Raw genomic sequence first — 25,776 nt, forward strand, 5'->3', positions numbered from 1 at the left:
ATGGAAGCTTCGGCTCTCCTCGTCGCGGGCGTGATCGTCGCGCTCTTCGCCGTCTTCACCGTGATGCGGGCGGTACGCATCGTGCCCCAGGCGCGAGCGCGCAACGTCGAACGGCTCGGCCGCTACCACCGCACCCTGCAACCCGGCCTCAACGTCGTCGTTCCTTACATCGACCGCGTCCATCCGGCGATCGACCTGCGGGAACAGGTCGTGTCCTTCAAGCCGCAACCGGTCATCACCGAGGACAACCTGGTCGTCGAGATCGACACCGTCATCTATTTCCAGGTCACCGACCCACGAGCGGCCGCCTACGAGATCGCGAACTTCCTCCAGGCGGTCGAGCAGCTCACCGTCACCACCTTGCGCAACGTGGTCGGGTCGATGGACCTGGAGAAGACCCTCACCTCGCGTGACACGATCAACAGCCAGCTCCGTGGCGTGCTGGACGAGGCCACCGGCAAGTGGGGACTGAGGGTCAACCGGGTGGAGATCAAGGCCATCGACCCCCCGCAGTCCATCAAGGACGCCATGGAGAAGCAGATGCGGGCCGAGCGGGACAAAAGGGCCGCGATCCTCGGTGCCGAAGGGCAGCGTCAGGCGCAGATCCTCACCGCCGAGGGCGACAAGCAGTCCGCCGTCCTTCGCGCGGAGGGCAACCGTACCGCCGAGATCCTCAAGGCCGAGGGCCAGTCCCGGGCCATCGACCAGGTGTTCCAGGCGGTGCACCGCAACGATCCCGACCCCAAACTGCTCGCCTACCAGTACCTCCAGGCGCTGCCTCAGCTCGCGCAGGGGCCGGGCAGCACCTTGTGGATGATCCCCAGTGAGGTCACCTCCGCGCTCCAGGGCGTCTCCCGAGCCTTCGCCGAGGCGCTGCCCCAGTCACCGGCCACCCGGGAGAAGACCGCCGACGACAAGGCCGCAGAGGAAGCCGCCGACGACACGGCACAAGCCGCGGAGGCAGCTGCCGAGGCCCTCGCCGACGCAGCCAAGGCCGACGGCGTCACCACCGGCGCCCTCCCCCCACGGCACCGCCGATGAGGTCACGGACCGGCTGGACCGCCTCGGTCGCCTGCTGCCGCCGCCCGCCCCGCACAGCAGGGCTCCACCCGCACCGTTTGGCGGCCGCGCACGGGGAGGCGTACACCGGAGGCAGAACCTCACGCGGGTGAGAACGAGTGGGAGACCGCCATGACCGCCAGGACCCTGCACGTCGATCCGTCCAACGCCGAGCAGGCCCGCTCCTGGGACGGCGAAGAGGGCTCCTACTGGGCGGCACACGCCGACGACTTCGACCGGGCCCTGCGCGCCTACCAACGGCCCTTCCTCGACGCCGCGGCGCTGCACCGCGGTGAGCGGGTCCTCGACATCGGATGCGGCAGCGGTCTGACCTCCCGGGCCGCCGCCCGGCTCACCGTCGGCGGGCCGGTCCTCGGCGTGGACCTGTCGGGCCCGATGCTGCGCGTCGCCCGGCGCGAAGCCGAGCGCGAGGGCCTCGACAGCGTCCGATACGAGCAGGTCGACGCTCAGACGTACCCGTTCCCCGAGGCGTCCTTCGACATCGCGGTCAGCCGCATGGGGGTCATGTTCTTCGCCGACCCCGTGACCGCGTTCCGCAACATCGCGCGCGCCCTGCGGCCCGGCGGCCGAGTGGCTCTGCTGGTGTGGCAGGGACTGGAACGCAACGAGTGGTTCCGGTCATTCGCGACCGCCCTCGCGGCGGGCCGCGACCTGCCCGTGCCGCCGCCGGACGAGCCTGGCCCCTTCGCCATGTCCGATCCCGGTGTCGTACGGGACACGCTCACCGCCGCCGGGTTCGACACGCCCGAGCTGACGGGGCTGGAACGCCCCATGACCTTCGGGCGGGACGCCGAACGCGCCTACTCCTTCGTCTCCGGGATGCTCGCCTGGATGGCCGATGACCTCGACGAGACCGGGCGGGCCCGGGCCCTCGCGAATCTGCGCGTCGACATCGAGGCGCACGCGACACCGGAGGGCGTGCGCTACGCGTCGGCCGTCTGGGTCGTCACCGCCACCCGCCCGTAAGGAGCCCGGCACCGACGGGCTGTCGGCATTCGCACCCCCGCGGCGGGCGTAGCGTGGCATGCATGACTGTGTACGGATCCTTTCCCGGTGCGCGGCCGCGGCGTCTGCGAGTGAACCCCGCGATGCGGCGCATGGTCGCGGAGACCCGGCTGCACCCGGCCGATCTGATCCTGCCCGCCTTCGTGCGCGAGGGGATCAGCGAGCCCGTTCCGATCCAGGCGATGCCGGGCGTCGTGCAGCACACCCGTGACACGCTCCGGAAGGCCGCCGTCGAGGCGCGCGAGGCCGGGGTCGCGGGGATCATGCTCTTCGGGGTGCCCGAGGACGCGAAGAAGGACGGCCTCGGGACCGCCGGCACGGACCCCGATGGCGTCCTCCAGGTCGCGATCCGGGACGTCAAGGCAGAGGTCGGCGACGAGCTCGTGATCATGTCGGACCTGTGCCTGGACGAGTACACCGACCACGGCCACTGCGGAGTCCTCACGGCGGACGGCCGCGTGGACAACGACGCCACGCTGGAACGTTACGCGGAGATGGCCCAGGTCCAGGCCGACGCGGGCGTCCATGTGGTGGGTCCGAGCGGCATGATGGACGGCCAGATCGGTGTCATCCGCGACGCGCTCGACACGATCGGCAAGGAGGACGTGTCGATCCTCGCGTACACCGCGAAGTACTCCTCCGCTTTCTACGGCCCCTTCCGCGAGGCCGTCGGCTCGTCGCTCAAGGGCGACCGCAAGACCTACCAGCAGGACCCGGCGAACGTCCGCGAGTCCCTGCGCGAGCTGGCGCTCGACCTCGAAGAGGGCGCCGACATGGTCATGGTCAAGCCCGCGGGGCCCTACCTCGACATCCTGGCGCGCGTCGCGGACGAGGTGAACGTGCCGGTCGCGGCGTACCAGATCAGCGGCGAGTACGCGATGGTCGAGGCGGCGGCGGAGAAGGGCTGGATCGACCGCGACAAGGCGATCGCGGAGACGCTGCTCGGGATCAAGCGCGCGGGCGCGAAGATGATCCTGACCTACTGGGCGACGGAGGTCGCCCAGCGGATCAGCTCAGGTCACTGACGAACTCCCGCCAGGCGCCCGGTGCGAGCGTGAGCACCGGGCCGGTGGGGTTCTTGGAGTCGCGGACGTGGACGGCGGCGGGGTGGGTGGCGACCTCGACGCACTGCCCGCCTTCGTCGCCGCTGTGGGTGGACTTGTGCCAGTGGTACGCCACTTCGAGGCACTCTCCGCCCTCGCTGCCGCTGTAGCTCGACTTGAACCACTTCAGTGCGGTGCTCATTACTCTCCCAGCAGCCGGTTCAACAGGGCCCTTGAATCCTCCGCGTTGAGGGCCTGAGTTCGCAGCATCGCATACTTCTGGGAGAGGATGGACACCTCGTCCTGGTCGGACACCAACTGACTGCCGCGTTGGGTTTCGCTGTACGCGAGCTGTTGGTGATCGGGCGTTTCCAGGAGGACGAACGGCCCGTCAAGTGCCGCATGTGACTCTCTGCCGAGCGGCATGATCTGGAGCGCGATGCCGGTCAGTCCGGAACACGTGCGCAGATGGTCCAACTGCTCTCGGTAGGTGGCTGCTCCGCCAAGGTGGTCTCTGAGCACGGCCTCCCAGATGATGAAGCTGAGGTTGGGCGGAGGGTCGCGCCGCAGTATCGCCTGGCGACCCAAGCGCGCTGCCGCCTGCGCTTCGACCTCCCCTTCGCTGAAGGCTGGAACCCGGCTGCGGAACACAGCTTTGGCGTACTCCTCCGTCTGGAGGAGGCCGGGCAGGGCCTGGTTGGCGTAGAAGCACAAGGTCAGCGCCTCCCGCTCCAGGTCCATGTACTCCTCCGCCCACGCCGGGATCAGGTCCACCTCCGGCAGGTGCTCCACCGCCACCGACAGTGCGCCCTTGGTGTCGAGGCGCTCGTCGAAGCGTTCCGCCAGGTCCGGCTTCAGCGGGCGGCGGCCCTGTTCCATGGAGGCGACGGTCTCCTCGGCGAGGTTGAACTCCGTCGCGAGTTCGCGTTGTGTGAGGCCCGCGGCCTCGCGGAAGCGGGCGAGCTGGCGGCCGACCAGCCGCGTCGCCGACGCGTTCTTCCGGTGGCGTCTCCTGGGGTGCATACCTCACCAACTCCCCGGACCCGCCCGTACGTTACGCCTGGGCGACCCGTACAAATGAAACGTACGGGTCGGCGGAGTGCTGTCGTCGCCGCCCGCAGCGCGAATCTCGTCCCCGTGGACAGGACGATGCAACACGAGGAACTGCGCGAGGTGTTCTGCCGTCGCGAGCGCCGATCCGTCGGCGCGGCCAGGGAGTTCGCCCGCGAGGCGCTCAACGCGTGGGGATGGGGCGCGCGGGCGGACGACATCACGCTCTGCGTGAGCGAGCTCGCGACGAACGCGCTGGTGCACGGTGTGCCGCCCGGCCGCGGGTATCTGCTGCGGCTGCTGCTGTCGGAGGACGGGACACTGCGTGTCGAGGTGCACGACAGCGGTGACGGCCGACCCTGCGTCCGCGCCCCGGCCGGTGAGTCGGGGCGCGGACTGCTGCTGGTGGACGCGTTGGCCGACAGGTGGGGGGTCGGGCCGCGCGAACCCGGCAAGGTGGTGTGGTGCGAGTTCGCGCGGCCCTGAACGGGCGCCCTACGTCGCGTCGCGCACGGTGCCCGTGAGGACCGGGCCCTGCGGCTCGCCCTCGTCGTCGGTGGACTGCAGGCCCACGTGTTCCGCGGGCTCGGCCACCCGGTCCCGCACCGTGGGCACGGTCACCTCCGCGGTGGTTTCGCCGACCGGTACGGACACCCAGAGGGAGGCGTACTCCAGCTCGGACAGCGGGACTTCGCCGCCGGGCACCTCGCCGATCATGTCGAGCAGCCACTGCCGTTCGACGTCCTTGGTGGACAGCTCGGGACGGCCGCCGGCGGGCACGATCTTCAGTGTCCTGGTCATCTCCACGTCGGCCGGCGCGGACAGCGCGACCCGCCACTTCAGCGGCTGCCCTTCCGTCACCCTGTCGGCGACCGGCTTCACGGTGACCTCGGGCATCGGGTCGTCGTTCTCGGCGGTGACGCCGCCCGCGTGGGCGCCGACGACGGTCCCGCGGACCGCCTTCACGAGCACGTCGTGGGACACGTCCCAGGAGTACCGCTTGTTGCCCTTCACGGTCACCGGCACGTCGACGGCGCTGCCGCCGGGCTTCACCGTCACCAGCCGGTCCTTCGCCTGGCCGGTGACCGGGTCGAGGACGTACAGCCGGACCGTGCCGCTGCCCTTGCCGGAGACGTGCACGGGTACCTGGTAGGTGCGGGTGCCCGAGTCGCCCTCCTTGACCTTCAGACGGCCGAGGTCGACACGGGTGAGCGGTGCTTCCTGCACGGCGGGGGTGCCGGGGCTCCAGGCCCAGGCGTCCATCAGCCACGCCTGCCCCGAGCGGGTGCGCGGGGTCAGCTCCAGCGAGGCGATCCGGCGCAGGTCGAGACCGGCGCGGGTGGCGGCGGCGAGCGGTACGCGCACTTCGCGCGCCCAGTACGAGGCGGTGCGGTCGCTGCCCGGCAGCCCGTCCACCCGGACGCCGCCGAGCTTCGCCCGCTTGCCGGAGGCGTCGGTGACGGCCACGTCCAACTGCGTCCGGGTGGTGTTCGGCGGTACGAAAACACGCAGCGCGAGGCTCTGGGCCCCTTCGACGGAGAGAGACTTTTCCGGACGCACTCGCACTGCTGCCGAGCCCGGCGCGGACCAGCGCATCGCCACGGCGCGGCGGCCCGCCTCGCGTTCCGGCTGCCACTGCGCGAAGTGCGGCGAGGAGCCGCCCGCCTCCGCGTTCATGCAGGTGGTGCGCGGGTCGGGATCGATCGCGGAGCACAGCCGTCCGCCGGTCACCTTCACGGGGCCGTCCGGCAGGAACCCGGCGCGCCGGTTGGCGCCCACCGCGTGGGTCAGCACCCGCGCGGGGTCGGCGGACGGGGCACGGCGGCCGGAGCCGTCGAGGAGCTCGCGGACCTTGTCGTCGCCGGCGACGAACAGCCGCGCGGCGGCGGCGATGTAGGTGGCGCCCGCGCGGTGCTGCTGGTCGGCGGTCAACCGGGTGGCGGTTCCGGGGGAGCACACTGGGTCCGGCTGCTCGGGGTCGTGCCAGAAGTCGTCGTCGGCGGGCGCCTGGGCCTGGCCCGGCGTCCACTCGCTGTTGAAGTAGTTGTGGTTGGCGCCGACCATGTAGACCGCGCTGTGCAGGGCCTTGCCCTGGCTGACGCCACGGGTGCCGTCGGCGTACACCTGGCCCTGGAGGTCGGAGACGTCGCCGTCGCAGCCCGGCAGGATCGTCAGCGACGGCACGTCCGATACCGGGTTCTGGCCGAAGATCGTCGGGCCGATGAGCACGGTCCCGCGGATGTGCCAGCGCACCGCGCCGCGGTAGCCGTCCTGGTCGGCCGGAGGCGGGTAGAGGCTGTCCATGGCTGCGCGGTTGACGCCTTCTCCGCCGCGCGAGTGGCCGACGAGCAGGACGCGGGACAGGTCGGCCTTCGGCGTGTCGCGCACGGCGTCCGGCGCCGTGGCCGGCGCGGCGGCCCAGTCGGCCCAGCGGGCCAGGTGCGTCCGCACCAGCGACGAACGGGCCTGCGCGCCGCCGTCGTCGGCGACGCCGTCCTGGCCATTGACGCCGTTCGCGGAGATGGACACGGTCACATAGCCCTGGGAAGCCAGGAGCTTCTGGTCGCGCAGATAGCCGCGGTGGCTCGGGATCGGCTCCGCGCCCTCGGCGCAGGGCCAGTCGATCGTCACGTCGCCGTCCCTGCCGGGGACGTAGCAGGTGGCATGCCGGCCGTGCAGGAACAGCGCCACCGGGCGTTTGCCGGTGGCGCCCTTCGGGGCGACCACCACGCCGCGCATCTCGACCGGGGCGGAGAAGCCGGGCAGCCGGACCGGGTCGAGCGCGTACTCGCTCGTGGTCGTGGTGTACGAGCCCGGCTTGCCCGGGTCGACGGAGCCTGCCGGGAGCCGGGCGGGCGGCTGCGCGGCGGGCGGTGCGGACCGTCGGTCCCGGGCGCCGGAAGCGGGGGCCGGGTCGAGGCGGCGGCCGGCAGCGAGCACCTGAAGGTCGGTCAGGTTGCTTGTCCGGGCCTCCTCGAGGGGGAGGCGGAAGGTCCGGCCGTCCTTGTCCGGCTCGGGCGCGCCGACCAGTTTGCCGTCGGCGTGGAACTCCACGCGGGCATCGCCCGCGGGCACCGGGCGCGGTGAGCGCCACTCCAGCGCGCTCTCACCGTCGTTCTCGGATATTCGCCAGCCGGGCGGCAGATCGGCGTTGTTGTCCTTCGCCGCTGCGGCGGGCCGGACGTCGGGTGCCTGCCGAGCCTGTGCCACCGCGGGCGACACACCCACGACCGTGAGCACCGCTACGGCGGTGGCCCACATCTTCCGGGCACGTATCAACGTTCCCTCCTCGTCCCCGTGTTCGCGCGCCCGTTCCCCCGGGCGCCTCTCGACCTCGGAGGACGGGATGAGGGTTCCGCGGGTTGCCTGTGGGGCGGCGTGAACCCGGCCGTGCGGGGCGAGGTGGCCTGAAACGGGCCGTGCGCGGCGAGGTGGCCTGAAACAGGCCGTGCGCGGCGAGATGGCGTGAACATGGTGCGGCCGCGGCCGGGGGACGATGTCTCCCCGGTCCGCGGCCCGTTCAGTGGCGGTCCGTCCTCAGCAGTAGAGGTTTCCGCCGGTCGGCACGCCCAGGATCTGGGCGAACTGCTGGTACTTGCTGACCCTGCTCTGGACCTGCGCCGGGTTCTTCCCGTCGCACTCCAGCGAGCCGTTGATCGAGCGGATGGTGTGACCGAAGCCGGCCTGGTTGACCATGGCGTTGTGCCCGGTCATCGTGCCGGGGCCGCTCTGGGTGTTCCAGTACCAGAGGCCTGTCTTCCAGGCGACGGCCGCCTCGTTCTGGACACGCCACGGGTTGTTCAGCAGGTCGATGCCGAGCGCGTCACCCGCGGCCTTGTAGTTGAAGTTCCAGCTGAGCTGGATCGGCCCGCGACCGTAGTACGCCGCCTGGCCCGCGGGGCAGCCGTAGGGCTGGCTCCAGTCGCAGTAGTGCGGGTAGTTGGCCTGGTTCTGCTCCACGACGTGGACCAGTCCGCCGGTCTCATGGCTGACGTTCGCCAGGAAGGCCGCGGCCTCCTGCTTCTTCACCGTGTCGCTGCCGGTGTTGGCGAACCCCGGGTAGGCGCTGAGGGCCGCGGTCAGGCCGCTGTAGGTGTAGAAGGAATTCCGGTTCGGGAACATCTGGTTGAACTGTGACTCGCTGACCACGAAGCCGGACGGTGACGGGTTGCCGCCGCCGCCGCAGGTGTATGGGTTCCAGTACCAGGTGCTGATCGTCGGGTCGTATCCCGGGTTGTCGTGCTCGGCTATGTAGTACGCGCCGTTGTATCTGACAACGTTGCCAGTCGTGTACCAGGCGCCCTGCTGCCAGTTCGGCGCGGTGTCGCACACGGATGCGGCGGACGCGGCGGATGCGGAGGGCATCAGGACTGCGGCGAGACCGGTCGCGACGAGGACGGCGACCAGTAGCGCCATGAGGCGGGTTCTCAGCACTCGATCACTCCTTCTGAGCGCAACGGCCTTACCCGGCACAGCAGTTGCTGCCCGGGCCAGGCCGCGGTGGGGGGCTGTGCGCCCCACTCAAGCGCGCTTGACGTGATCGAGTCAAGGTATAGACCAATGTGACTTCCGGGTAAGTCCGGAAGGGCCTGGTGGTGACAGCTCGCGATCAGCGACCGCGCGGCGCACCCTTGAAGGGGTACCGCTGGAGGTGATCCGTCATGCAGACACTGGTCGGATGGCACATAGAGATGGAGTTCAAGGAAGAAGGCGACCGCACGAGGGCGGCCGCCATGGTGAGGCTCGGCGACGGCACGGAATACCGCGGTCACGGAAACGCGAATCGCCACCGGTCCGACGAGCCGCAGCTGCTGGTCGGCGAGGAGATCGCGGGCGCACGGGCCCTGATGGACCTCGCCTCCCAGCTGCTGCAGAAGGCTCACACGGAGATCGACGAAGCGGCAGGGAGGCCTTCGCACGAGCTCCGGTGACCGGCCGGTGACGATGCCCGCGGTCAGTGCATGAGGGCGTCGTCCATCGAGTTCTGCCAGTAGGTGACGGTCGTGGTGGTGTCGGTGTACGTACCGGCCGGCAGCTTGATCATGGCCGGGACGGCGCCCGTCGAGCCGGAGCCGCTGCGCGGCGCGAAGCTCACTGCGAGCTTCGCCGCCGTGCGGCCGTCCGTTCCGCTGCCGTCGGCCGAGGCCAGCATGATCGACGCGTAGGCGGACTCGCCGGGGGCGATGGTGACGACGGCCTGCGGCTTGCTGCCGGCATTGATCGCGGTCGCTGCCTGCGCCTCGTCGAAACGCAGCAGCGGCGCGTGATACGCGTTGCACGGCTTGGAGCCGGTGTTGGTCATGGTGAGCAGTGCGTGGTTGATGGGGCGACGAACGGCGCTGTAGGTGACCTTCACGTCGTCGCCGCAGGCGGTCATGACGGGGCCGGAATCGTCCGAGCCGCCGGCCTGGCTGCCTCCGGTCGCCTTGCCGCCTCCATCGCCGTTCGAGCCGCCCTTTCCGCCGTCGGCGTTGCCCGCTCCGTTGCTCGCTCCGTTGCCGGGCTTGTCGGCCGACGGGCTCGTCGACTTCGCCGGGTCCGTCGTGCCCGTGGTCGGCTTCTGCGTCGACGAGGCGCCTGCCGACGGTGCCGCGCCCTCGTCCCGAGCGCCGTCGTCGTTCTGACAGGCGGTGAGCGACAGGGCCGCGATCAGGGCGGTGGCGGCGACGGCCGTGGAGCGGATCAGCTTGGTGCGCATGGTGGTGGATCTCCCCGTTGGTAGGTCGTTCTCTGTCGTTGCCTTGCGGCGTGACCACAGCTTGGGCGGGGGCCGAATTCCGCCGCAACGCCCCATGGACCATTGGGGACACCGGAACGCCTGCGCGTAATCTGACCTGGGCGGCAGGCCCATCCCTGGAACGCCGTTCCGGGACGCGGCAGTGGGGCGACGTGGGGGAGAAGAACGGTGGCGACGACACCTGAGGCCGAGGCACTCGCAGCCCTGCTGCGGCGGTTGAAGGACCGCTCCGGTCTCAGTTACGGAGTGCTGGCCGGCAAGCTGCACGTCAGCACCTCGACGCTGCACCGCTACTGCAACGGCGATGCCGTTCCGGCCGACTTCGCTCCCGTTGAACGGCTGGCGCGGCTGTGCGGTGGCCAGAGCGAGGAGCTGGTGGCTCTGCACCGGCGGTGGATCCTCGCGGACGAGGCCCGCAGACGTGGTCGCGCCGGGGCGGAGGCGGCCCCGCCGGTGGTACCGGAGACCGTCGGGGGGGTGGGCCTGGAGGCTGTTCCCGAGAGCGTCGGGGCGGTGGGCCCGGAGGCGGTTCCCGAGACCGTCGGGGCCCCGGCGGGTCGCACCCCGGAAGCCGGCCCCGCAGAACCCGAGCCCCTGACCGTCGCCGACGGCTCGCCGGGCGCTGCGCCCGTCGCCCCCGCGACCCTCCTCCGTCGCAAGAGCGTCCTCGTGGTCCTGGCCGCGGCCGCCGTCATCGCCGTCGCCGTTCCCGTGGCGGTCCTCGCGAACGGCGCGGACGATTCCGGCGGTTCGGAGGCGAAGGGCAAGGGGCCTGCCGGCGCCGCGCCGCCGGCCGGGGTCGGCGCACCGTCTCGCTCCGCCTCCGTCTCCGTCCCCGCGTCGGCGAGCCCCTCCCCGAGCGGCAGCCCCTCCACGAGCGCGTCCCGCGGCTGGAGCCCGTCGGCGGAAGAAACCGAGCAGGGCAAGGCCCCCGCCAAAACCGGCGGCGTACCACTGCGGGTGGGGATCAGTTCGTACAACTGGGCCTCGCCGTGCGGCCAGTACTACCTGCTGGACCGGAAGCCGGACGGTGTGCCGCCGCCGCCCGCCCCGCAGGACCACCGGCGCTGGGCACGCCCGTTCGGTGGCGTCGACGCGGGACATATGCAGCTGCAGCTGACCGCGACCGGCAGGACACAGGACTCGGTCGTCATCAACGCCGTGCACGTACGGACGGTGGCGCGCAATGCACCGCTCGCCTGGGATGCGTACTCGATGGGCGAGGGGTGCGGCAGCGGTGTCACCCCGCAGACCTTCGACGTCGACCTCGACGCCGGACGGCCCGTCGCCGAGCCCGTCGCCGGCACGGACGGTGACCTGACCGTGCCGGCCAAGGACTTCCCGTACAAGGTGGCGTCCAACGATCCGCAGGTCCTCAACTTCGACGTGCACACCGAGGCCCACGACGTCAGTTGGTACCTGGAGGTCGCCTGGAGCAGCGGCGACCGGCACGGAACCGTCCGCGTCGACGACGACGGCAGGCCGTTCCGTATCAGTGCGGCCGAAGGCCGCCCCATGTACGACTACTGGCCGGACAAGAGCGAGTGGGTCGCTCGCTGACCCGTCCGGCCAGTGTGCCGCATCATGTTGATCAGAGGCGCTCGGGCGTCCGGATGCCCAGCAGCGCCATTCCCTGGTGCAGCGTGCGCCCGGTGAGGTCGACCAGGAAGAGGCGGTTCTCCACGACCTCCGCCGGGTTGTCCTCGCTGAGCACGTGGCACTGGTCGTAGAACGTGGTCAGGTGCGAGGCCAGCTGGTACAGGTACGCGGCCAGCTTGTGAGGCTCGTACGAGGACGCCACCTCGGCCAGCACCTCGCCGAACTGGTCCAGGTGCAGACCGAGCGCCCGCTCCGCCGGAGCGAGCGACAGTTCGGCGTGCGCGGCAGGGCGCCGCTCGCCCGCGTTCCGCTTGATCGACTGGATACGGGCGTACGCGTACTGGAGGTAGACCGACGTGTCGCCGTTGAGCGACACCATCTGGTCCAGGTCGAACTTGTAGTCGCGCACCGCGGACGTCGACAGGTCGGCGTACTTGACCGCGCCGATGCCCACGTACCGGCCGTTCTCCGCGACCTCCTGGTCGGTCAGGCCGACCTTCTCCCTCTTCTCGGCGACGACGGCCGTCGCCCGGTCGATCGCCTCGTCGAGGAGGTCCACCAGACGCACCGTCTCGCCCTCACGGGTCTTGAACGGCTTGCCGTCCTTGCCGAGAACCGTGCCGAACGCGAGCTGTACGGCCTTGACCTTGTCGCCCAGCCAGCCGGCCCGGCGGGCGGTCTCGAAGACCATCTTGAAGTGCAGCGACTGACGGGCGTCCACCACGTACACCAGCGTGTTCGCGTTGAGATTCTGCACGCGGTCGCGGATGGCGGACAGGTCAGTGGCCGCGTAGCCGTAGCCGCCGTTGGACTTCTTGACGATCAGCGGGACCGGGTTGCCGTCCGGGCCCTTCACATCGTCGAAGAACACGCACAGCGCGCCCTCGGAGCGCACGGCGACACCGGACTCCTCGAGGATGCGGCAGGTCTCGTCGAGCATGTCGTTGTAGCCGGACTCGCCGACGACGTCGGGGTCGCGGATCTCCATGTCGAGCTTGTCGAAGACCGAGTAGAAGTAGATCTTCGACTCGTCCACGAACTTCTGCCACAGCGCGAGGGTCTCCTCGTCGCCCGACTGGAGCGCCACCACCCGGTCGCGCGAGCGGGCCTTGAACTCCTCGTCGGAGTCGAAGAGGGCACGGGCGGCCTTGTAGAGCCGGTTGAGGTTGGACATCGCCTCCTCGCCGGAGACTCCGTCCTTGTGGTCCAACTCGTGCGGGTGCTCGATCAGATACTGGATGAGCATGCCGAACTGAGTGCCCCAGTCGCCGATGTGGTGGCGCCGGACCACCTTCTCGCCCGCGAACTCCAGGATCTGCACCATCGCGTCACCGATCACCGCGGACCGCAGATGACCGACGTGCATCTCCTTGGCCACGTTCGGCTGGGCGTAGTCGATCACCGTGGTGCCCGGGTTCTCGGCGTACGGCACGCCGAGGCGGTCGTCCGCCGCGCGGTCGCCCAGCGTCTCGATGATCGCTTTGTCGCTGATCGAGATGTTCAGGAAGCCGGGGCCCGAGACCTCGATGTCCTTGACGACGTCGTCGGCGCCGATGGCGTCGACGACCTTGGTCGCCAGTTCACGCGGATTGCCCTTGAGCTTCTTCGCGAGCGCCAGGATGCCGTTGGCCTGGAAGTCGGCCCGGTCGCTTCGTCGCAGCAAGGGGTCGACGGACCCGGCCTCCGGCAGAGCTGCCGAGAGGGCGTCCGCGAGGCGCTGCTGCACGGTCGAAGCGAGGGAAGGGACCGAGGCCATGAGCTTCCGTTCCTGTCAGGGGGCTGTTGCGGTTGTCAAGTATCCCATGGAGGGGCAAGCCGTTTCCCGCAAGAATGGCCCCGGCCCGGCAGGCCCAAAGGAAGGTCCTCCGTCTGGGAGAATGGCCGGGAGCTCAACCCAGCATTCGAGGAAGAAGGACGTGCCGACCGTGGCTCAGAGCAGCACCGAGACCGACTGGGTCTCCCGTTTCGCGGACGAGGTCATCGCCGAGTCGGAGCGACGTGCGCCTGGCAAACCGGTCGTCGTCGCCTCCGGACTCTCCCCCTCCGGCCCCATCCACCTGGGCAACCTCCGCGAGGTCATGACCCCGCACCTGGTCGCCGACGAGGTGCGCAGGCGCGGGCACGAGGTCCGCCACCTGATCTCCTGGGACGACTACGACCGCTACCGCAAGGTGCCGGCCGGTATCGAGGGCATCGACGAGTCGTGGGCCGAGCACATCGGCAAGCCGCTCACCTCGGTCCCCGCGCCCACCGGCTCCGCGTACCCGAACTGGGCCGAGCACTTCAAGGCCGCGATGACCGCGGCCCTGGACGTGCTGGGCGTCGAGTACGACGGCATCAGCCAGACCGAGCAGTACACGGCCGGGGCCTACCGCGAGCAGATCCTGCACGCGATGAAGCACCGCGGCGACATCGACGCGATCCTCGACCAGTACCGCACCAAGAAGGCGCCCGCGAAGCAGTCGCAGAAGCCGGTCGACGCGGCCGAGCTCGAGGCTGCGGAGGGCTCCGGCGCGGCCGCGGAGGACGACGGCGGCGGCGCGGGCGGCTACTACCCGTACAAGCCGTACTGCGGCCGGTGCGAGAAGGACCTCACCACCGTCACCTCGTACGACGACGAGACCACCGAGCTGGCCTACGTCTGCACGGCCTGCGGCTTCAACGAGACCGTCCGGCTGAGCGAGTTCAACCGCGGCAAGCTGGTCTGGAAGGTCGACTGGCCGATGCGCTGGGCCTACGAAGGCGTGATCTTCGAGCCCAGCGGCGTCGACCACTCCTCCCCGGGCTCGTCGTTCGTCGTCGGCGGCCAGATCGTGCGCGAGATCTTCAACGGCGTTCAGCCCATCGGTCCGATGTACGCCTTCGTCGGCATCAGCGGCATGGCCAAGATGTCGTCCTCGCGCGGCGGCGTGCCCACTCCGGCCGACGCGCTGAAGATCATGGAGGCGCCGCTGCTCCGCTGGCTGTACGCGCGCCGCAAGCCCAATCAGTCCTTCAAGATCGCCTTCGACCAGGAGATCCAGCGGCTCTACGACGAGTGGGACAAGCTCGCCGCCAAGGTCGAGGACGGCACCGCCCTTCCTGCCGACGCCGCCGCGTACTCCCGCGCCGTCCGCACCGCGGCCGGTGAGCTGCCCCGCACACCGCGCCCGCTGCCGTACCGCACGCTCGCCTCGGTCGTCGACATCACCGCCGGCCACGACGAGCAGACGATCCGCATCCTCAGCGACCTCGACCCCGCGAACCCGCTGACCTCGCTGGACGAGGCCCGCCCGCGGCTGGACTGCGCTGAGAACTGGATCACCACCCAGGTCCCGGCCGACGCCCGGACCGTCGTCCGCTCCGAGCCAGACACCGAGCTGCTCGCCTCTCTCGACGACCAGGCCCGTGAATCGCTGCGGCTGCTGCTCGAAGGACTGGACACGCACTGGTCGCTGGACGGTCTGACGACGCTCGTCTACGGCGTGCCCAAGGTGATGGCGGGCCTGGAGCCGGACGCCAAGCCGACCCCCGAACTGAAGATCGCCCAGCGGTCGTTCTTCGCTCTGCTCTACCGCCTGCTGGTCAGCCGGGAGACGGGCCCGCGCCTGCCCACGCTGCTGCTGGCGGTCGGCGCGGACCGGGTGCGCAAGCTGCTCGCCGTCTGACGGCCGACCCTCGCAGGTGGAGGGCCTCACCCCGTCGGGGTGAGGCCCTCCACCTGCGTTTCTGCATCCTTCGGCCTACCCGGGGTTCGGTCGTGCGCACGACGAAACGGGCGCGGCGCCGGGAGACCGTGGAGCCATGAGGGAAATCGTGGCAATCATCGGCTGGGTCGTCGGCATCCAGGGCGTACTCGGAGTGGCGGGCCGGACGTTCGGGGACGGGCCGTGGGGTCTGCTCAGGAAGTGGTGGGAGGTCCCGACGGCGGGTTACGCGGTGCTCGCTGTCGCGGGCCTGGCCCTCGCCGTGTACGGCGAGACGGCCAAGAAGCGCGCCTGAAGGTTCCTGCGTCCGCGCCCCTCGGCCCCCATCAGGCGATGTGTTCGTCTTCGAGCTCGGCCTGCAGGCGCTTCTGGAACCCGGGCAGCAGACGCTTGAGCAAGGCGGTGCTGCGCGGGTGCCGTACCCCGTGGCGATCGGCGAGCAGTATGTCGAGGTGCTCGGCGCTCGGGTAATCCTGGTACTCGTTCACGTACTCCAGGAAGGCCGGGTAGGCCGCCTCCGCGAACTCGGCGTCCCCGGCGGTGTCCTCGGCGACGGAGTCGGGCCCGGCGTCCTGCTGGGACCGGGCGTCCGGCTGCGGGCCGCTCCGGTACGCGTCGGCGGACTCGTCCGCCAAGGAGTCGCCGTAGGGCGCGGCCGGCTCCGGCTCGTAGAACTGCGGCTGGGGGACCCCGGGGCCGGAGCCGAGCGGGCGCGTCCGGCCGGGACCCGCAGGGACCGGCACCGGATGGGGCTCGAAACCCTCGACGTACGTCGGGTTGTACGCGCTCTCGTACGCCTCCTGCGGGACCTGCGGGGCCGCGAACCACGGGCTCTCATGGGAGCCCGGACCCTCGAACGCCTCCTCCGCCGGACCCGCCGGGCCCTCCGACGGTCCTTCCGACCGACGCGGCTGCCGACCCGGGCCGGCCGCGGTCCGGTCGTCCTCGCGTTGCCGCGGCAGCTCGGTGGCACGGGGCAGTTCCGGCTGCGCCGCGGACTGCGCCACCGGCGCGGGCGGCAGCAGCACCGGGTCGACACCCGCGGCCGCCAGGCCCGCCGGGGCGGTCTCCGAGAGCGGCACACCGTACTTGGCCAGCCGCAGCGGCATCAGCGCCTCGACCGGGGCCTTGCGCCGCCACGCCCTGCCGAAACGCGCCTGCAGACGGGCCTGATAGATCAGCCGGTCCTGCTCGAGCTTGATCACCTGCTCGTAGCTGCGCAGCTCCCACAGCTTCATCCGCCGCCACAACTTGAACGTGGGAATGGGGGAGAGCAGCCAACGGGTGAGCCGCACGCCCTCCATGTGCTTGTCGGCCGTGATGTCCGCGATCCGGCCCACGGCGTGTCGGGCCGCCTCGACGGCGACCACGAACAGGATGGGGATCACCGCGTGCATGCCCACGCCGAGCGGGTCCGGCCAAGCCGCCGCGCCGTTGAAGGCGATCGTCGCGAACGTCAGCAGCCAGGCCGTCTGACGCAGCAGCGGGAACGGTATGCGCATCCACGTCAGCAGCAGGTCGAGCGCGAGCAGCACACAGATGCCCGCGTCGATGCCGATGGGGAAGACGAGGGAGAAGTCGCCAAAGCCCTTCTGCTCCGCCAGCTCGCGCACGGCGGCGTACGAGCCCGCGAAGCCGATTGCGGCAATGACCAAAGCGCCCGCGACCACGACCCCGATGAGTATTCGGTGTGTGCGTGTCAGCTGCATCGCGGCCACCCGCGACCCCTCCCCAAATCCTGAACCGGAGCCCGAAGCAAATGCCTGAACGGGCGGGCACAGCCTGGCACATGCCACCGGAGTCCGCCCCTCCGGCCTCCCGGCGTTATGCACTTGTACCCGGCACGCGGCCGCTTTCGGGGCCGACCGCCCCCGGCACGCGGCCGCCCGGGCCTGCTTGTACCCGCGCCTGCTTGCGCTCGGGTCTGCTTGCGCCCGTGCCTACTTGTTGGCGGTGGCGACAGCGGCCACGGCTTCCTTCGCCGCCTTCTGGGCGTCCTTCGTCAGGTCGGAGGACGACGGGTTCTTCGCGCCCGCGTAACCGGTGCCGTTGTAGGTGAGGGTGATCACACCGTTCTCGGTGCGCGTCACGACCGTGGCGTACACGAAGTCCTCGTCGGTCTTGCGGAGCGTGTAGTTGACCGTCGTCGCCTCGTTGCCGATGCCGGACACGGGCGCGGACTTCACGCTCTTGGCGCCCTCCGTGCCCTTGGCCTTCTCGATCTCCTTCTCGTACGACTCCGCGGCGCGCTGCTCGGCGCTCAGGCCGAGGGTGGCGTCGGACTCGTAACGGAGGAACGAGACATCGAGCCAGCGGTACTGCGAGCCCTTCACGCCGTTGTCGTCCAGGCCGTTCCAGGAGCAGCTGCCGCGCCGTGCGATGTCCGACGACTTGCCGGTCGTGCCGTTCTTGGACTTGGCGCCCGGTACCAGGTCCTCGATCGTCTTCTTCGTGATCGAGTCGCAGGGGTCCGGCAGCTTGGCGAACTTGGCGGGGGCGACGGCCGGGGACTTCTTCGCCTCGGGGGTGGCGGAGGCGGACGAACCGGCGTCCTTGGACGCGCTGTCGGAGTCCGACGAGCAGCCGGCGACGACGAGCATCACCGGGACGGCGGCGCAGGCGAGTATGCGGGTGAGTCGCGTGGCTGAACGGGGCATGGTTCCTTCAGTGGGTCGTTCGGTCGTTCGGTATGTCGCTCTTGCCGTCGTGCCGCCGGGCGGTCGTCCGGCCCGCCGGAGCGTCCGGCCAGGCCACCGTACGCGGACACGGCGCTTCGTTGGGCCGGACCGTGGAAGGCGCGAACGGCCGGAAGCGGGCGGCGGGCCCGCTCACTCGTCGAACTGCTCCGCCAGGTTCCGGGCCAGGCTCTGCGCCTTTTCCTGCAGTTCCTTGCTGTCGGGGACCTCCGTCGACAGGGCCGGCTGCTCGCCGTAGACGACGGTGACGATCACGTTCGATGTGCGGAACACCACGCTCACCGTGCGCCGCTGAGCCGTGGAACCGGCCCGGCCGAGCACATCGTCGAGGAACGCGGCGTCGCCGAGCTCGCTCAGCACCCGCGGCTCGAGGCCCTCCCCGGAGGGGCTGCCGGACGGTGACCCGGGCGGCGTCGCGGGCGTGGACGAGGTGTCGGCATCGGCCGCGGTGTCCGTCGAGGCGCCGGGCTTCGGTGCGCTGTCGCTCTCGCCGCCGGCCTCGCCGCCGGGCTGACCCGTGCCTGCGCCGGACGGGCTCTGCCCGGTAGACGGGGAGGCGTCCGCGTCCTCCTCCTGCCCGGTCTCGGGGGACGCGGTGGCGATCGGGACGGAGGTGTCGCCCTGCTTCTTCAGGAAGACTTCCTGCGCACGGTCGTCGTCGCTGACGGCCGGGTCGTAGGAGACGACGCGCTCGAAGTCGACCCTCAGCTGGTGCGACGCGTCCGGGGCGTCGCCCTTCCAGCTGCAGGCGACCCGCCTGTCCGTGTCGTACGTGACGGCCGCGGTGCCGCGCAGCACCTTCTGCTGCTGCTCCTCGGGAAGCGTCACGACGCCCGGCAGCAGGTCCTTCAGGGTGGAGGTCTCGACGGCTGCGCAGGGCTCGAGGAGCGTGCGGTACTTGCCGGGGGGCGCCGCTGAGGCCTGGGCCGCGCCCGCCTTGGACTCGATGCCGGAGCCTTCGGTGCCGTCGCCGGCGGTGCAGCCGGTGACGAGCGACGCAAGGAGCGCCGCCATGCCGGGCACGTAGGCCTTTCGTTGCACGTCCAGGCTCCCTTCTGTCTGTCTTCCGTCTGGTTCGCTGTCGGTGCTCCGCGTCGCTGTCACGGCGAAAACTGGTTGCCGCCCGCCGGAGGCCGGTGGACACAATGTCTATCGCACACGCTGCCGTAACCGCCGGTCGGCTGGGTCTTTCGCTGCCATTCGGTCCGGATTTTGCGTTTCAAGCCTTTTCGGGGGAATTGAGAAACTATGTCGTATGTAGAGATGCCGGGCGCGAAGGTCCCGATCCGTATGTGGACCGATCCCGCATCGGTCGAGGACGTCGCGATGCAGCAGCTGCGGAACGTCGCCACCCTGCCGTGGATCAAGGGCCTCGCCGTGATGCCCGACGTCCACTACGGCAAGGGCGCGACGGTCGGCTCGGTGATCGCGATGCACGGGGCGGTCTGCCCGGCCGCGGTCGGTGTGGACATCGGCTGCGGCATGTCGGCCGTGAAGACGTCGCTGACCGCGAACGACCTGCCGGGTGATCTTTCGCGGCTCCGCTCCAAGATCGAGCAGGCGATCCCGGTGGGACGCGGGATGCACGACGAGATGGTGGACCCCGGGAGGGTCTTCGGCCTCCCGACCGGCGGCTGGGACGACTTCTGGGGCCGGTTCGACGGCATCGCGGACGCGGTCAAGTTCCGCCGTGAGCGGGCGACCAAGCAGATGGGGACGCTGGGCGCGGGCAACCACTTCGTCGAGTTCTGCATCGACACGTCCGACTCGGTGTGGCTCATGCTGCACTCCGGATCGCGGAACATCGGCAAGGAGCTGGCGGACCACCACATCGGGGTGGCGCAGACCCTGCCGCACAACCAGGGCCTGGTCGACCGGGACCTCGCCGTCTTCATTGCCGAAACCCCGCAGATGGCGGCGTACCGCAACGATCTGTTCTGGGCCCAGGAGTACGCGAAGTACAACCGCGCGGTGATGATGGGCCTCTTCCAGGAAGTGGTCCGCAGGGAGTTCCGCAATGCCAAGGTGACCTTCGAGCCGGTCATCTCCTGCCACCACAACTACGTGGCGGAGGAGCGGTACGAAGGCATGGACCTGCTGGTCACCCGCAAGGGCGCGATCCGCGCCGGCAGCGGCGACTACGGGATCATCCCGGGCTCGATGGGCACCGGCTCGTACATCGTGAAGGGTCTCGGGAACGAGGCGTCCTTCAACTCGGCGTCGCACGGCGCCGGCCGCAGGATGAGCCGCAACGCGGCGAAGCGGCGCTTCTCGACGCGGGACCTCGAGGAGCAGACGCGGGGCGTGGAGTGCCGTAAGGACTCCGGCGTCGTGGACGAGATCCCGGGTGCGTACAAGCCGATCGAGAAGGTCATCGACCAGCAGCGGGACCTGGTCGAGGTCGTCGCGAAGCTGAAGCAGGTCATCTGTGTGAAGGGCTGACGTCCAGCGCCGCGCGTGATCGACAGAGCCCCGGACCGACTGCGGTCCGGGGCCTGTTGCTGTTCGTTCGGCGTGTCAGCCGGCCGTCCCGCCGCCGCCGGTGGCGACGCCGCCGCTCGGCTTGGGCGCGGAGAAGGGCAGCGAATCCGGTCGGCACGTCGTTCCGGCCGGCGGAAGAGTGCCTTCGATGAAGTAGCGGCTCTCGTGGGCCCGGACACAGCTGCTGGGGTTGATCTGCGCCGTGTGCCCGTACCCGTGGTGGGTGAGCAGGCGGGCGTCGGCCAGTTCCTTGGCCATGGCCTGTGCGTTCGAGTAGGGAGTGGAGGGGTCGTAGACGGTGCCGACCACCAGGACGGGGCGGGCCGTCGGCTTGTTCCACGGGCCGCGGTAACGGTCCGCGGTGACCGGCCAATTGGCGCACCCCATGGCGGACCAGGTCCAGAAGCGTCCGGCGTCGCCCGCGGCGGCGGCGCTCGCCTCCTCCATGGCGTGGTAGACACCCGGGTCACGCGGATTGGGGCTGTCGCCGCAGAGCACCGCGGCGCCCTGTTCCTCGCCCAGGTACGGTTTCGGATTCGGGACCGCAGGCTCGGGCGGGAACGGGGACGGCTCCGCCACGCGGCCCTGCCACAGGGTCTGCAGCCTGCCGGCGAGCTCCGCCCACCCGGGGTGGACGACGTAGAGGCTGCTCACGACGTCGGCGACCGTGCCGGCGTACGTCCAATCGCCCACGGGCTGCGTCCGGAGCCGCTGCATCAGCTGGTCGAACTTGTCCTTGGTCGCCTTCGGGCTGCCGGCGGAGAACGCGCAGCGGGCGGTGGTCGCGGACCCGCACAGGGTGAGGAACTGCTGCAGCGTTGCTGCCGCGGCGCGGTCCGAGCCCATGCGCAGGGGGGTCGTGAGCCGCGGATCGGCGTCGGACGCGTGGTTCGTCCAGGCCTGCGGGTCGATGTTGCTGTCCAGGACCATGGCGCGGACCTTGTCCGGGAACAGGTTGGCGTAGGTGGCGCCCAGGATCGTGCCGTAGGAGATCCCCTGGTAGGTGAGTTGCGGCTCGCCCACCGCCTGACGGAGCCGGTCGAGGTCGCGAGCGGTGTCCGCGGTCGACACATGGCGCAGGAGCTCTGGGTCACGCTGCTCACAGCGCCGGACCAGATCCTTGTACGCGCCGATGAAGGCCGTCCGCTCCTTTCCGCCCACCGGGAAGCCGACCGCTTTGGTCGCACCCCACTCGGCGGCTTCCTCGGGACTCGCGAAGCAGGTCACCGCGGTGCTGCTGCCGACCCCGCGGGGATCCCAGCTGACGATGTCGAACCGCTCCCGCACCTCGCGGGGGAAGGATTCGTAATTCTGCGGCATCTGTACCGTCCCGGGCCCGCCGGGACCGCCCGGGTTGAAGAACAGCGTGCCGATGCGCGGGGCGGGGCCGGTCGCCTTCCGTCTGACGACTGCCAGCTCGATGGTGCGCCCACCTGGGTTGCTGTAGTCCAGCGGCACCTTCGCGGTCGCGCAGTCGAACTCACTGCCTTGCACGCAGGACTTCCAGTCCAGCTGCCGAGCGGCCACCGAAGGCGCGGGCGTACCGTCGGCGCCGACGAGGCCCTGGCCGGTCGGTGCCGTCGTCAGTGCCGTCGAGCAGGTCATCACTGCGGCGATGACAGCGACACGGCGTCGGCGGCCCGCTACGGGCCCGGATATGTGCATGCCTTGTCCCTTCACGGCTGAGCGCCCGATGCCACCCATGCGACGGGCGTCGGCACGCATCCGGGTCAACGACATCGCGGCCCGGCGACGCGCGCGAGCCGACTGCGGCCGAAGGCGTGATCACGTGGTGTCCAGGCGGAGGGGAAGGCCGGTATGCCGGAGGGGGCGGGCGCCGCTGCGGCACCCGCCCGTATCGGCTCTGTGAGGGTCAGTGCTTGCCGAGGAGCTTGTTCATCCGGGTGATCTCGGCGCTCTGGGAGGTGACGATCGCGTCGGCCATCACCGTGGCGGGCTGGTGGGAACCGTCCTGCTGCTCCGTCTTCGCCATCTGGACCGCACCCTCGTGGTGCTTGATCATCATCTCCATGAAGGCGGTGTCGAACGCCTTGCCCGAGGAGTTCTCCAGCTTCTCCATCTTCTCGGCGGTCATCATGCCGCCGGCATCACCGTGCGTGGAGTGGTCCATGGCGCCCTCCGCAGGCACCTCCTCACCCCAGGAGGCCAGCCACCCCGACAGCGTCTTGATCTCCGGGGCCTGAGCCTTCTTGATCTCCTCGGCGAGCTTCTTCACCTCGGCCGACTCCGCCCGGGTCGGCGCCAGGTCCGCCATCTCCACAGCCTGCCGGTGGTGGGGGACCATCCCCTTGGCGAACGTGACGTCGGCCGCGTTGTGCTGCCCCCGGGCAGCCGATGCGGAGGCCGACGGGGTTTTCGAGGGGTGTCGTCCGTCGTGTCCGGTCGAGCTGTCGTCGCTGCTGCCGCCGCAGGCGGCCAGCACCAGGGCAGCCGCACCGGCAGCGGCAACGGCGGTGGCACGGCGGATCATCGAACGCTTGCTCTTCATGGGGTGCAACTCCTTTGCACGCAGCCCTTTCAAGGCATGCGTGAGTACGGGTAGAGGGTGTGGCGAAGCATCGGCACCGCTTCCCGGGAAGACCGGGGCGAGGAGGTGCCGTGCAGGCCGTGCCCTATATCCGGAGGAGTTGCAGCTCGGACAGGTCCGGTGGAGCCCGGGTACTCACAGCCGACTCCTGCGCGCCACCGAGCAGTTCGACAGCAGCGGGGGCATCGGTGAACCCATGGTTCAGCACGGGCGGGGTGTAAGAGGATCCGACTCCGGTCGCGGCGCAGTTTCCATCGGCATGATCGAGATGGTCCGATCCGCCGGAAGTGTGCGAGCAATCCCCGGCCTCGACGGAGACACCCTGCGCGTAGGCCATGACCATGGCGTGGTCGACACCGGCCTGCGCCGCCGGAACCGGGCTGGGACCCAGCGCGTGCATGCCCAGCACGCCGGCCAGCACAGCCAACACCAACAGTACGAAGCCGCGCCCGGCAGGGCGGCGGCTCGTCGGCGGCGCGGCGAAGGTCACCGGCTCATCGTACGGGCGGGGCGTTCTGCTCACGGGCGTGGCGGCCCGGGGAAGCCACCGATGCGGCGTGGAGTGCCGTGAGGCACCGGAGTCGCCGTTGCGGCTAGGGCTGCTGGGGCAGCCGGTCGAGGCGGTCGCGCTGGGCCGGGGCCAGCCGGAGACGTTCGGCGGCGACGTTCTCCTCGAGATGGTCGATACGGGAGGTGCCCGGGATCGGGAGGATGACCGGGGAGTGGTCGAGGAGCCACGCCAGCGAGACCTGCGCCGGACTGGCACCGAGTTCGGCCGCCACCGCCTCGATCTCGGCCGTCGCACCCGACGCCGCTCCGGCGACCGGCCGCCAGGGCAGGAACGCGATGTCCGCCGCCTCGCACGCCGCCAGCACGGGCTCGTGCTCGCGGTCGACCAGGCTGTACCGGTTCTGCACGCTCACGACGTCGACGATCTTCCGCGCCTCGTCGAGTTCGGTGACGGTGACCTCGGACAGCCCGATGCGCCCGACCTTGCCCTCCGACTGCAGCTCCCGCAGTGCGCCGAGCTGGTCGGCGAGCGGAACCTCCGGGTCGATGCGGTGCAGTTGGAGCAGTTCGAGCCGCTCGACACGAAGCCGGCGCAGGGCGTGCTCGACCTGGAGACGCAGGACGTCCGGGCGCCCGTCGAGCCTCCACTCGGAAGAGGGCCCCGAGCGCGCGACGCCGATCTTGGTGGTGATGAGCAACCCGTCCGCATACGGGTACAGGGCCTCGGCGAGGAGCTCCTCGTTCGCACCTCCGCCGTACAAATGGGCGGTGTCGATCAGCGTGACGCCCAGTTCCACTGCCCGCCGGGCGACCGCGAGGGACGCTTCACGGGCAGGGCCCGGCTCCGTCGGCAATCTCATGGCTCCGAAGCCGAGCCGTCGTACGGTCAGGTCCCCGCCGATGTGGAACGCGTTCGATGCCATCGCTGTTTCCGCCCCTCGCTCAAGCGGCAACGCTAACAGCGGAGTTGGCCCCGTCTATCGGCTTTCCGACCGACCCCTGACCCCAGACCGCCTACCGCCCGGCCAGGGACTTGTGGAAGAACGTCGTCGGACGCAGCGTGCCCGAGGGGTCTGCGGCGTAGTCGGGGACCGTGCCGAGAGGGGTCCAGCCTGCCCTCCGGTAGAGGTGCTCGGCGGCGCTGCCGGTCTGGGTGTCCAGCATGAGCAGGGTGCGGCCCGAGACGTGGGCGAACTGCTCGGCCGTGGCGAGGAGCCGGTGGGCGACACCACGGCCGCGGGCGACGCGGTGGACCAGGAGCTTGGCGATCTCCGCGCGGTGTCGGCCGTTGGGTGACGTCTCGGATCTGAGCTGGACGGTGCCTATGAGCCGGTCGCGGTCGTGGGCCGCCCACAGCGCGACGCGGCCTTCGTGCAGGTCGGAGTCGAGCGACGCCCACCAGGCTGCGGCCTGTTCGGCGGTGAGGGACGCGGTGAAGCCGACGGACGCGTTGTCGTCCACGGCGTCGAGGAGGAGCGCGGCGAGGCCGGGCGCGGCGGCGGGCAGGTCGGCCGGCACGAGTCGGGTGATCGTGAGGGCGTCGGTCATCACAGCTCCCGGTGCACCTTCGAGTTGGATGCCTGGGCGCGGGGGCGGACCACGAGGAGGTCGATGTTCACGTGCGACGGGCGGGTGACGGCCCAAGTGATGGTGTCGGCCACGTCGTCGGCGGTGAGCGGTTCCGCTACGCCTGCGTAGACCTTGGCGGCCTTGTCCGTGTCGCCGCGGAAGCGGGTGGCGGCGAACTCCTCGGTCTTGACCATGCCGGGGGCGACCTCGATCACCCGGACCGGGGTGCCGACGATCTCCAGACGGAGGGTTTCCGCGAGAACGTGTTCGCCGTGTTTGGCGGCCACGTAACCGCCGCCGCCTTCGTAGGTGGTGAGCCCGGCGGTGGAGGAGAGGACCACGACGGTGCCGTCTCCGCCGGCGGTGAGGGCGGGGAGCAGTGCCTGCGTGAGGTTGAGCGTGCCGATGACGTTGACCTCGAACATTCGGCGCCAGTCGGCGGGGTCGGCGGTGGCGACAGGGTCGGCGCCGAGGGCGCCGCCGGCGTTGTTCACGAGGACGTCGCAGCGGTCGAGGCTCGCGGCGAACGAGTCGACGGCCGGGCGGTCGGTGACATCGAGGGCGTATGCCGTGGCCTGGTGGCCGGAGGAGGTGAGCTCGGCCGCGAGCGCCTCGATGCGGTCCTTGCGGCGGGCGGTGAGGACGACGTGAAAGCCGGCGGCGGCCAGTTGGCGTCCGGTGGCTGCGCCGATGCCGCTGCTGGCTCCGGTGACGACGGCGACAGGGTTCCCGGCGGTGGTCATGTACTGGCTCCTCGCGCGTGTGATCGATG

24 protein-coding genes are annotated in these 25,776 nt (G+C 70.5%); 9 read left to right on the forward strand and 15 right to left on the reverse strand.

Annotation, left to right across the window (positions count from 1 at the left end):
• The 3 genes from ACIQ7Q_RS00100 (at position 1) to hemB (ending at position 3,110) form a co-directional block, all read left to right on the forward strand.
• On the forward strand, positions 1-1,041 hold the full coding sequence (locus ACIQ7Q_RS00100) for an SPFH domain-containing protein (RefSeq protein ID WP_403854510.1): 1,041 nt from the start codon (positions 1-3) through the stop codon (positions 1,039-1,041).
• Positions 1,042-1,191: 150 nt separating this feature from the next.
• The gene (locus ACIQ7Q_RS00105) at positions 1,192-2,046 is read left to right on the forward strand and encodes a class I SAM-dependent methyltransferase (protein WP_403854513.1); all 855 of its coding nucleotides are present in this window, start codon (positions 1,192-1,194) and stop codon (positions 2,044-2,046) included.
• Between the two features lie 62 nt (positions 2,047-2,108).
• A complete protein-coding gene (gene hemB / locus ACIQ7Q_RS00110) occupies positions 2,109-3,110 on the forward strand; it encodes a porphobilinogen synthase (protein ID WP_403854516.1) in 1,002 nt (333 codons plus the stop codon).
• Here the strand turns inward: hemB and ACIQ7Q_RS00115 are convergent.
• Complete coding sequence (locus ACIQ7Q_RS00115; protein ID WP_403854518.1) at positions 3,094-3,330, reverse strand: DUF397 domain-containing protein; 237 nt, start codon at positions 3,328-3,330, stop codon at positions 3,094-3,096. The genes hemB and ACIQ7Q_RS00115 overlap by 17 nt on opposite strands.
• Complete coding sequence (locus ACIQ7Q_RS00120; protein ID WP_403854521.1) at positions 3,330-4,151, reverse strand: Scr1 family TA system antitoxin-like transcriptional regulator; 822 nt, start codon at positions 4,149-4,151, stop codon at positions 3,330-3,332. Before ACIQ7Q_RS00120 ends, ACIQ7Q_RS00115 begins: the two co-directional genes overlap by 1 nt.
• 126 nt (positions 4,152-4,277) lie before the next feature.
• Here ACIQ7Q_RS00120 and ACIQ7Q_RS00125 point away from each other — a divergent pair, with 126 nt between their 5' ends.
• Positions 4,278-4,664: an ATP-binding protein gene (locus ACIQ7Q_RS00125; protein WP_403856363.1), complete on the forward strand. Its 387-nt coding sequence runs from the start codon at positions 4,278-4,280 to the stop codon at positions 4,662-4,664.
• A gap of 9 nt (positions 4,665-4,673) precedes the next feature.
• Here ACIQ7Q_RS00125 and ACIQ7Q_RS00130 read toward each other — a convergent pair whose 3' ends face one another.
• The gene (locus tag ACIQ7Q_RS00130; protein WP_403854524.1) at positions 4,674-7,457 is read right to left on the reverse strand and encodes an alpha/beta hydrolase family protein; all 2,784 of its coding nucleotides are present in this window, start codon (positions 7,455-7,457) and stop codon (positions 4,674-4,676) included.
• Between the two features lie 258 nt (positions 7,458-7,715).
• Positions 7,716-8,594, reverse strand: coding sequence for a glycoside hydrolase family 19 protein (locus tag ACIQ7Q_RS00135; protein WP_403856365.1), 879 nt, complete (start codon positions 8,592-8,594; stop codon positions 7,716-7,718).
• Between the two features lie 245 nt (positions 8,595-8,839).
• On the opposite strand from ACIQ7Q_RS00135, the gene ACIQ7Q_RS00140 reads away from it, so the two are divergent.
• Positions 8,840-9,109, forward strand: a complete 270-nt coding sequence (locus tag ACIQ7Q_RS00140) for a DUF1876 domain-containing protein (protein ID WP_403854527.1) — start codon at positions 8,840-8,842, stop codon at positions 9,107-9,109.
• Between the two features lie 23 nt (positions 9,110-9,132).
• Here ACIQ7Q_RS00140 and ACIQ7Q_RS00145 read toward each other — a convergent pair whose 3' ends face one another.
• Positions 9,133-9,876 carry a DUF4232 domain-containing protein gene (locus ACIQ7Q_RS00145; RefSeq protein WP_403854530.1) on the reverse strand — a complete coding sequence of 248 codons (744 nt, stop codon included), beginning with the start codon at positions 9,874-9,876 and terminating at the stop codon, positions 9,133-9,135.
• Positions 9,877-10,083: 207 nt separating this feature from the next.
• Between ACIQ7Q_RS00145 and ACIQ7Q_RS00150 the strand changes: the two genes are divergently transcribed.
• Positions 10,084-11,475, forward strand: coding sequence for a helix-turn-helix domain-containing protein (locus tag ACIQ7Q_RS00150; RefSeq protein WP_403854533.1), 1,392 nt, complete (start codon positions 10,084-10,086; stop codon positions 11,473-11,475).
• Between the two features lie 31 nt (positions 11,476-11,506).
• On the opposite strand, the gene argS is transcribed toward ACIQ7Q_RS00150, so the two are convergent.
• Positions 11,507-13,270, reverse strand: a complete 1,764-nt coding sequence (gene argS / locus ACIQ7Q_RS00155; protein ID WP_403854536.1) for an arginine--tRNA ligase — start codon at positions 13,268-13,270, stop codon at positions 11,507-11,509.
• Between the two features lie 160 nt (positions 13,271-13,430).
• Between argS and lysS the strand changes: the two genes are divergently transcribed.
• Positions 13,431-15,161 (forward strand): lysine--tRNA ligase, encoded by a 1,731-nt coding sequence (lysS, locus tag ACIQ7Q_RS00160; protein ID WP_403854539.1) that lies wholly within the window; start codon positions 13,431-13,433, stop codon positions 15,159-15,161.
• 136 nt (positions 15,162-15,297) lie between these two features.
• Positions 15,298-15,495: a hypothetical protein gene (locus ACIQ7Q_RS00165; RefSeq protein ID WP_403854542.1), complete on the forward strand. Its 198-nt coding sequence runs from the start codon at positions 15,298-15,300 to the stop codon at positions 15,493-15,495.
• 31 nt (positions 15,496-15,526) lie between these two features.
• Here the strand turns inward: ACIQ7Q_RS00165 and ACIQ7Q_RS00170 are convergent, their stop codons facing one another.
• The 3 genes from ACIQ7Q_RS00170 to ACIQ7Q_RS00180 form a co-directional block, all read right to left on the reverse strand.
• A complete protein-coding gene (locus ACIQ7Q_RS00170; protein ID WP_403854545.1) occupies positions 15,527-16,918 on the reverse strand; it encodes a DUF2637 domain-containing protein in 1,392 nt (463 codons plus the stop codon).
• A 222-nt stretch (positions 16,919-17,140) separates the two neighbouring features.
• Positions 17,141-17,857: a DUF3558 family protein gene (locus ACIQ7Q_RS00175; RefSeq protein ID WP_403854548.1), complete on the reverse strand. Its 717-nt coding sequence runs from the start codon at positions 17,855-17,857 to the stop codon at positions 17,141-17,143.
• Between the two features lie 171 nt (positions 17,858-18,028).
• Positions 18,029-18,937 carry a DUF3558 domain-containing protein gene (locus ACIQ7Q_RS00180; RefSeq protein ID WP_403854551.1) on the reverse strand — a complete coding sequence of 303 codons (909 nt, stop codon included), beginning with the start codon at positions 18,935-18,937 and terminating at the stop codon, positions 18,029-18,031.
• Positions 18,938-19,144: 207 nt separating this feature from the next.
• Between ACIQ7Q_RS00180 and ACIQ7Q_RS00185 the strand changes: the two genes are divergently transcribed.
• Positions 19,145-20,338, forward strand: coding sequence for an RtcB family protein (locus ACIQ7Q_RS00185; RefSeq protein ID WP_403854554.1), 1,194 nt, complete (start codon positions 19,145-19,147; stop codon positions 20,336-20,338).
• A gap of 75 nt (positions 20,339-20,413) precedes the next feature.
• On the opposite strand, the gene ACIQ7Q_RS00190 is transcribed toward ACIQ7Q_RS00185, so the two are convergent.
• The 6 genes from ACIQ7Q_RS00190 to ACIQ7Q_RS00215 form a co-directional block, all read right to left on the reverse strand.
• Complete coding sequence (locus tag ACIQ7Q_RS00190) at positions 20,414-22,042, reverse strand: alpha/beta hydrolase (protein ID WP_403854557.1); 1,629 nt, start codon at positions 22,040-22,042, stop codon at positions 20,414-20,416.
• Between the two features lie 208 nt (positions 22,043-22,250).
• A complete protein-coding gene (locus tag ACIQ7Q_RS00195) occupies positions 22,251-22,886 on the reverse strand; it encodes a DUF305 domain-containing protein (RefSeq protein WP_403854560.1) in 636 nt (211 codons plus the stop codon).
• A gap of 124 nt (positions 22,887-23,010) precedes the next feature.
• Positions 23,011-23,415, reverse strand: coding sequence for a DUF6153 family protein (locus ACIQ7Q_RS00200; RefSeq protein WP_403854563.1), 405 nt, complete (start codon positions 23,413-23,415; stop codon positions 23,011-23,013).
• A 103-nt stretch (positions 23,416-23,518) separates the two neighbouring features.
• Positions 23,519-24,358, reverse strand: coding sequence for an aldo/keto reductase (locus tag ACIQ7Q_RS00205; protein ID WP_403854566.1), 840 nt, complete (start codon positions 24,356-24,358; stop codon positions 23,519-23,521).
• Between the two features lie 91 nt (positions 24,359-24,449).
• Positions 24,450-24,983 (reverse strand): GNAT family N-acetyltransferase, encoded by a 534-nt coding sequence (locus tag ACIQ7Q_RS00210; protein WP_403854569.1) that lies wholly within the window; start codon positions 24,981-24,983, stop codon positions 24,450-24,452.
• Positions 24,983-25,747, reverse strand: a complete 765-nt coding sequence (locus ACIQ7Q_RS00215) for an SDR family NAD(P)-dependent oxidoreductase (RefSeq protein ID WP_403854571.1) — start codon at positions 25,745-25,747, stop codon at positions 24,983-24,985. Before ACIQ7Q_RS00215 ends, ACIQ7Q_RS00210 begins: the two co-directional genes overlap by 1 nt.
• Positions 25,748-25,776: the final 29 nt, after the last annotated feature.

It is taken from the genome of Streptomyces sp. NPDC096176, assembly GCF_044763255.1.
Classification (GTDB): domain Bacteria; phylum Actinomycetota; class Actinomycetes; order Streptomycetales; family Streptomycetaceae; genus Streptomyces.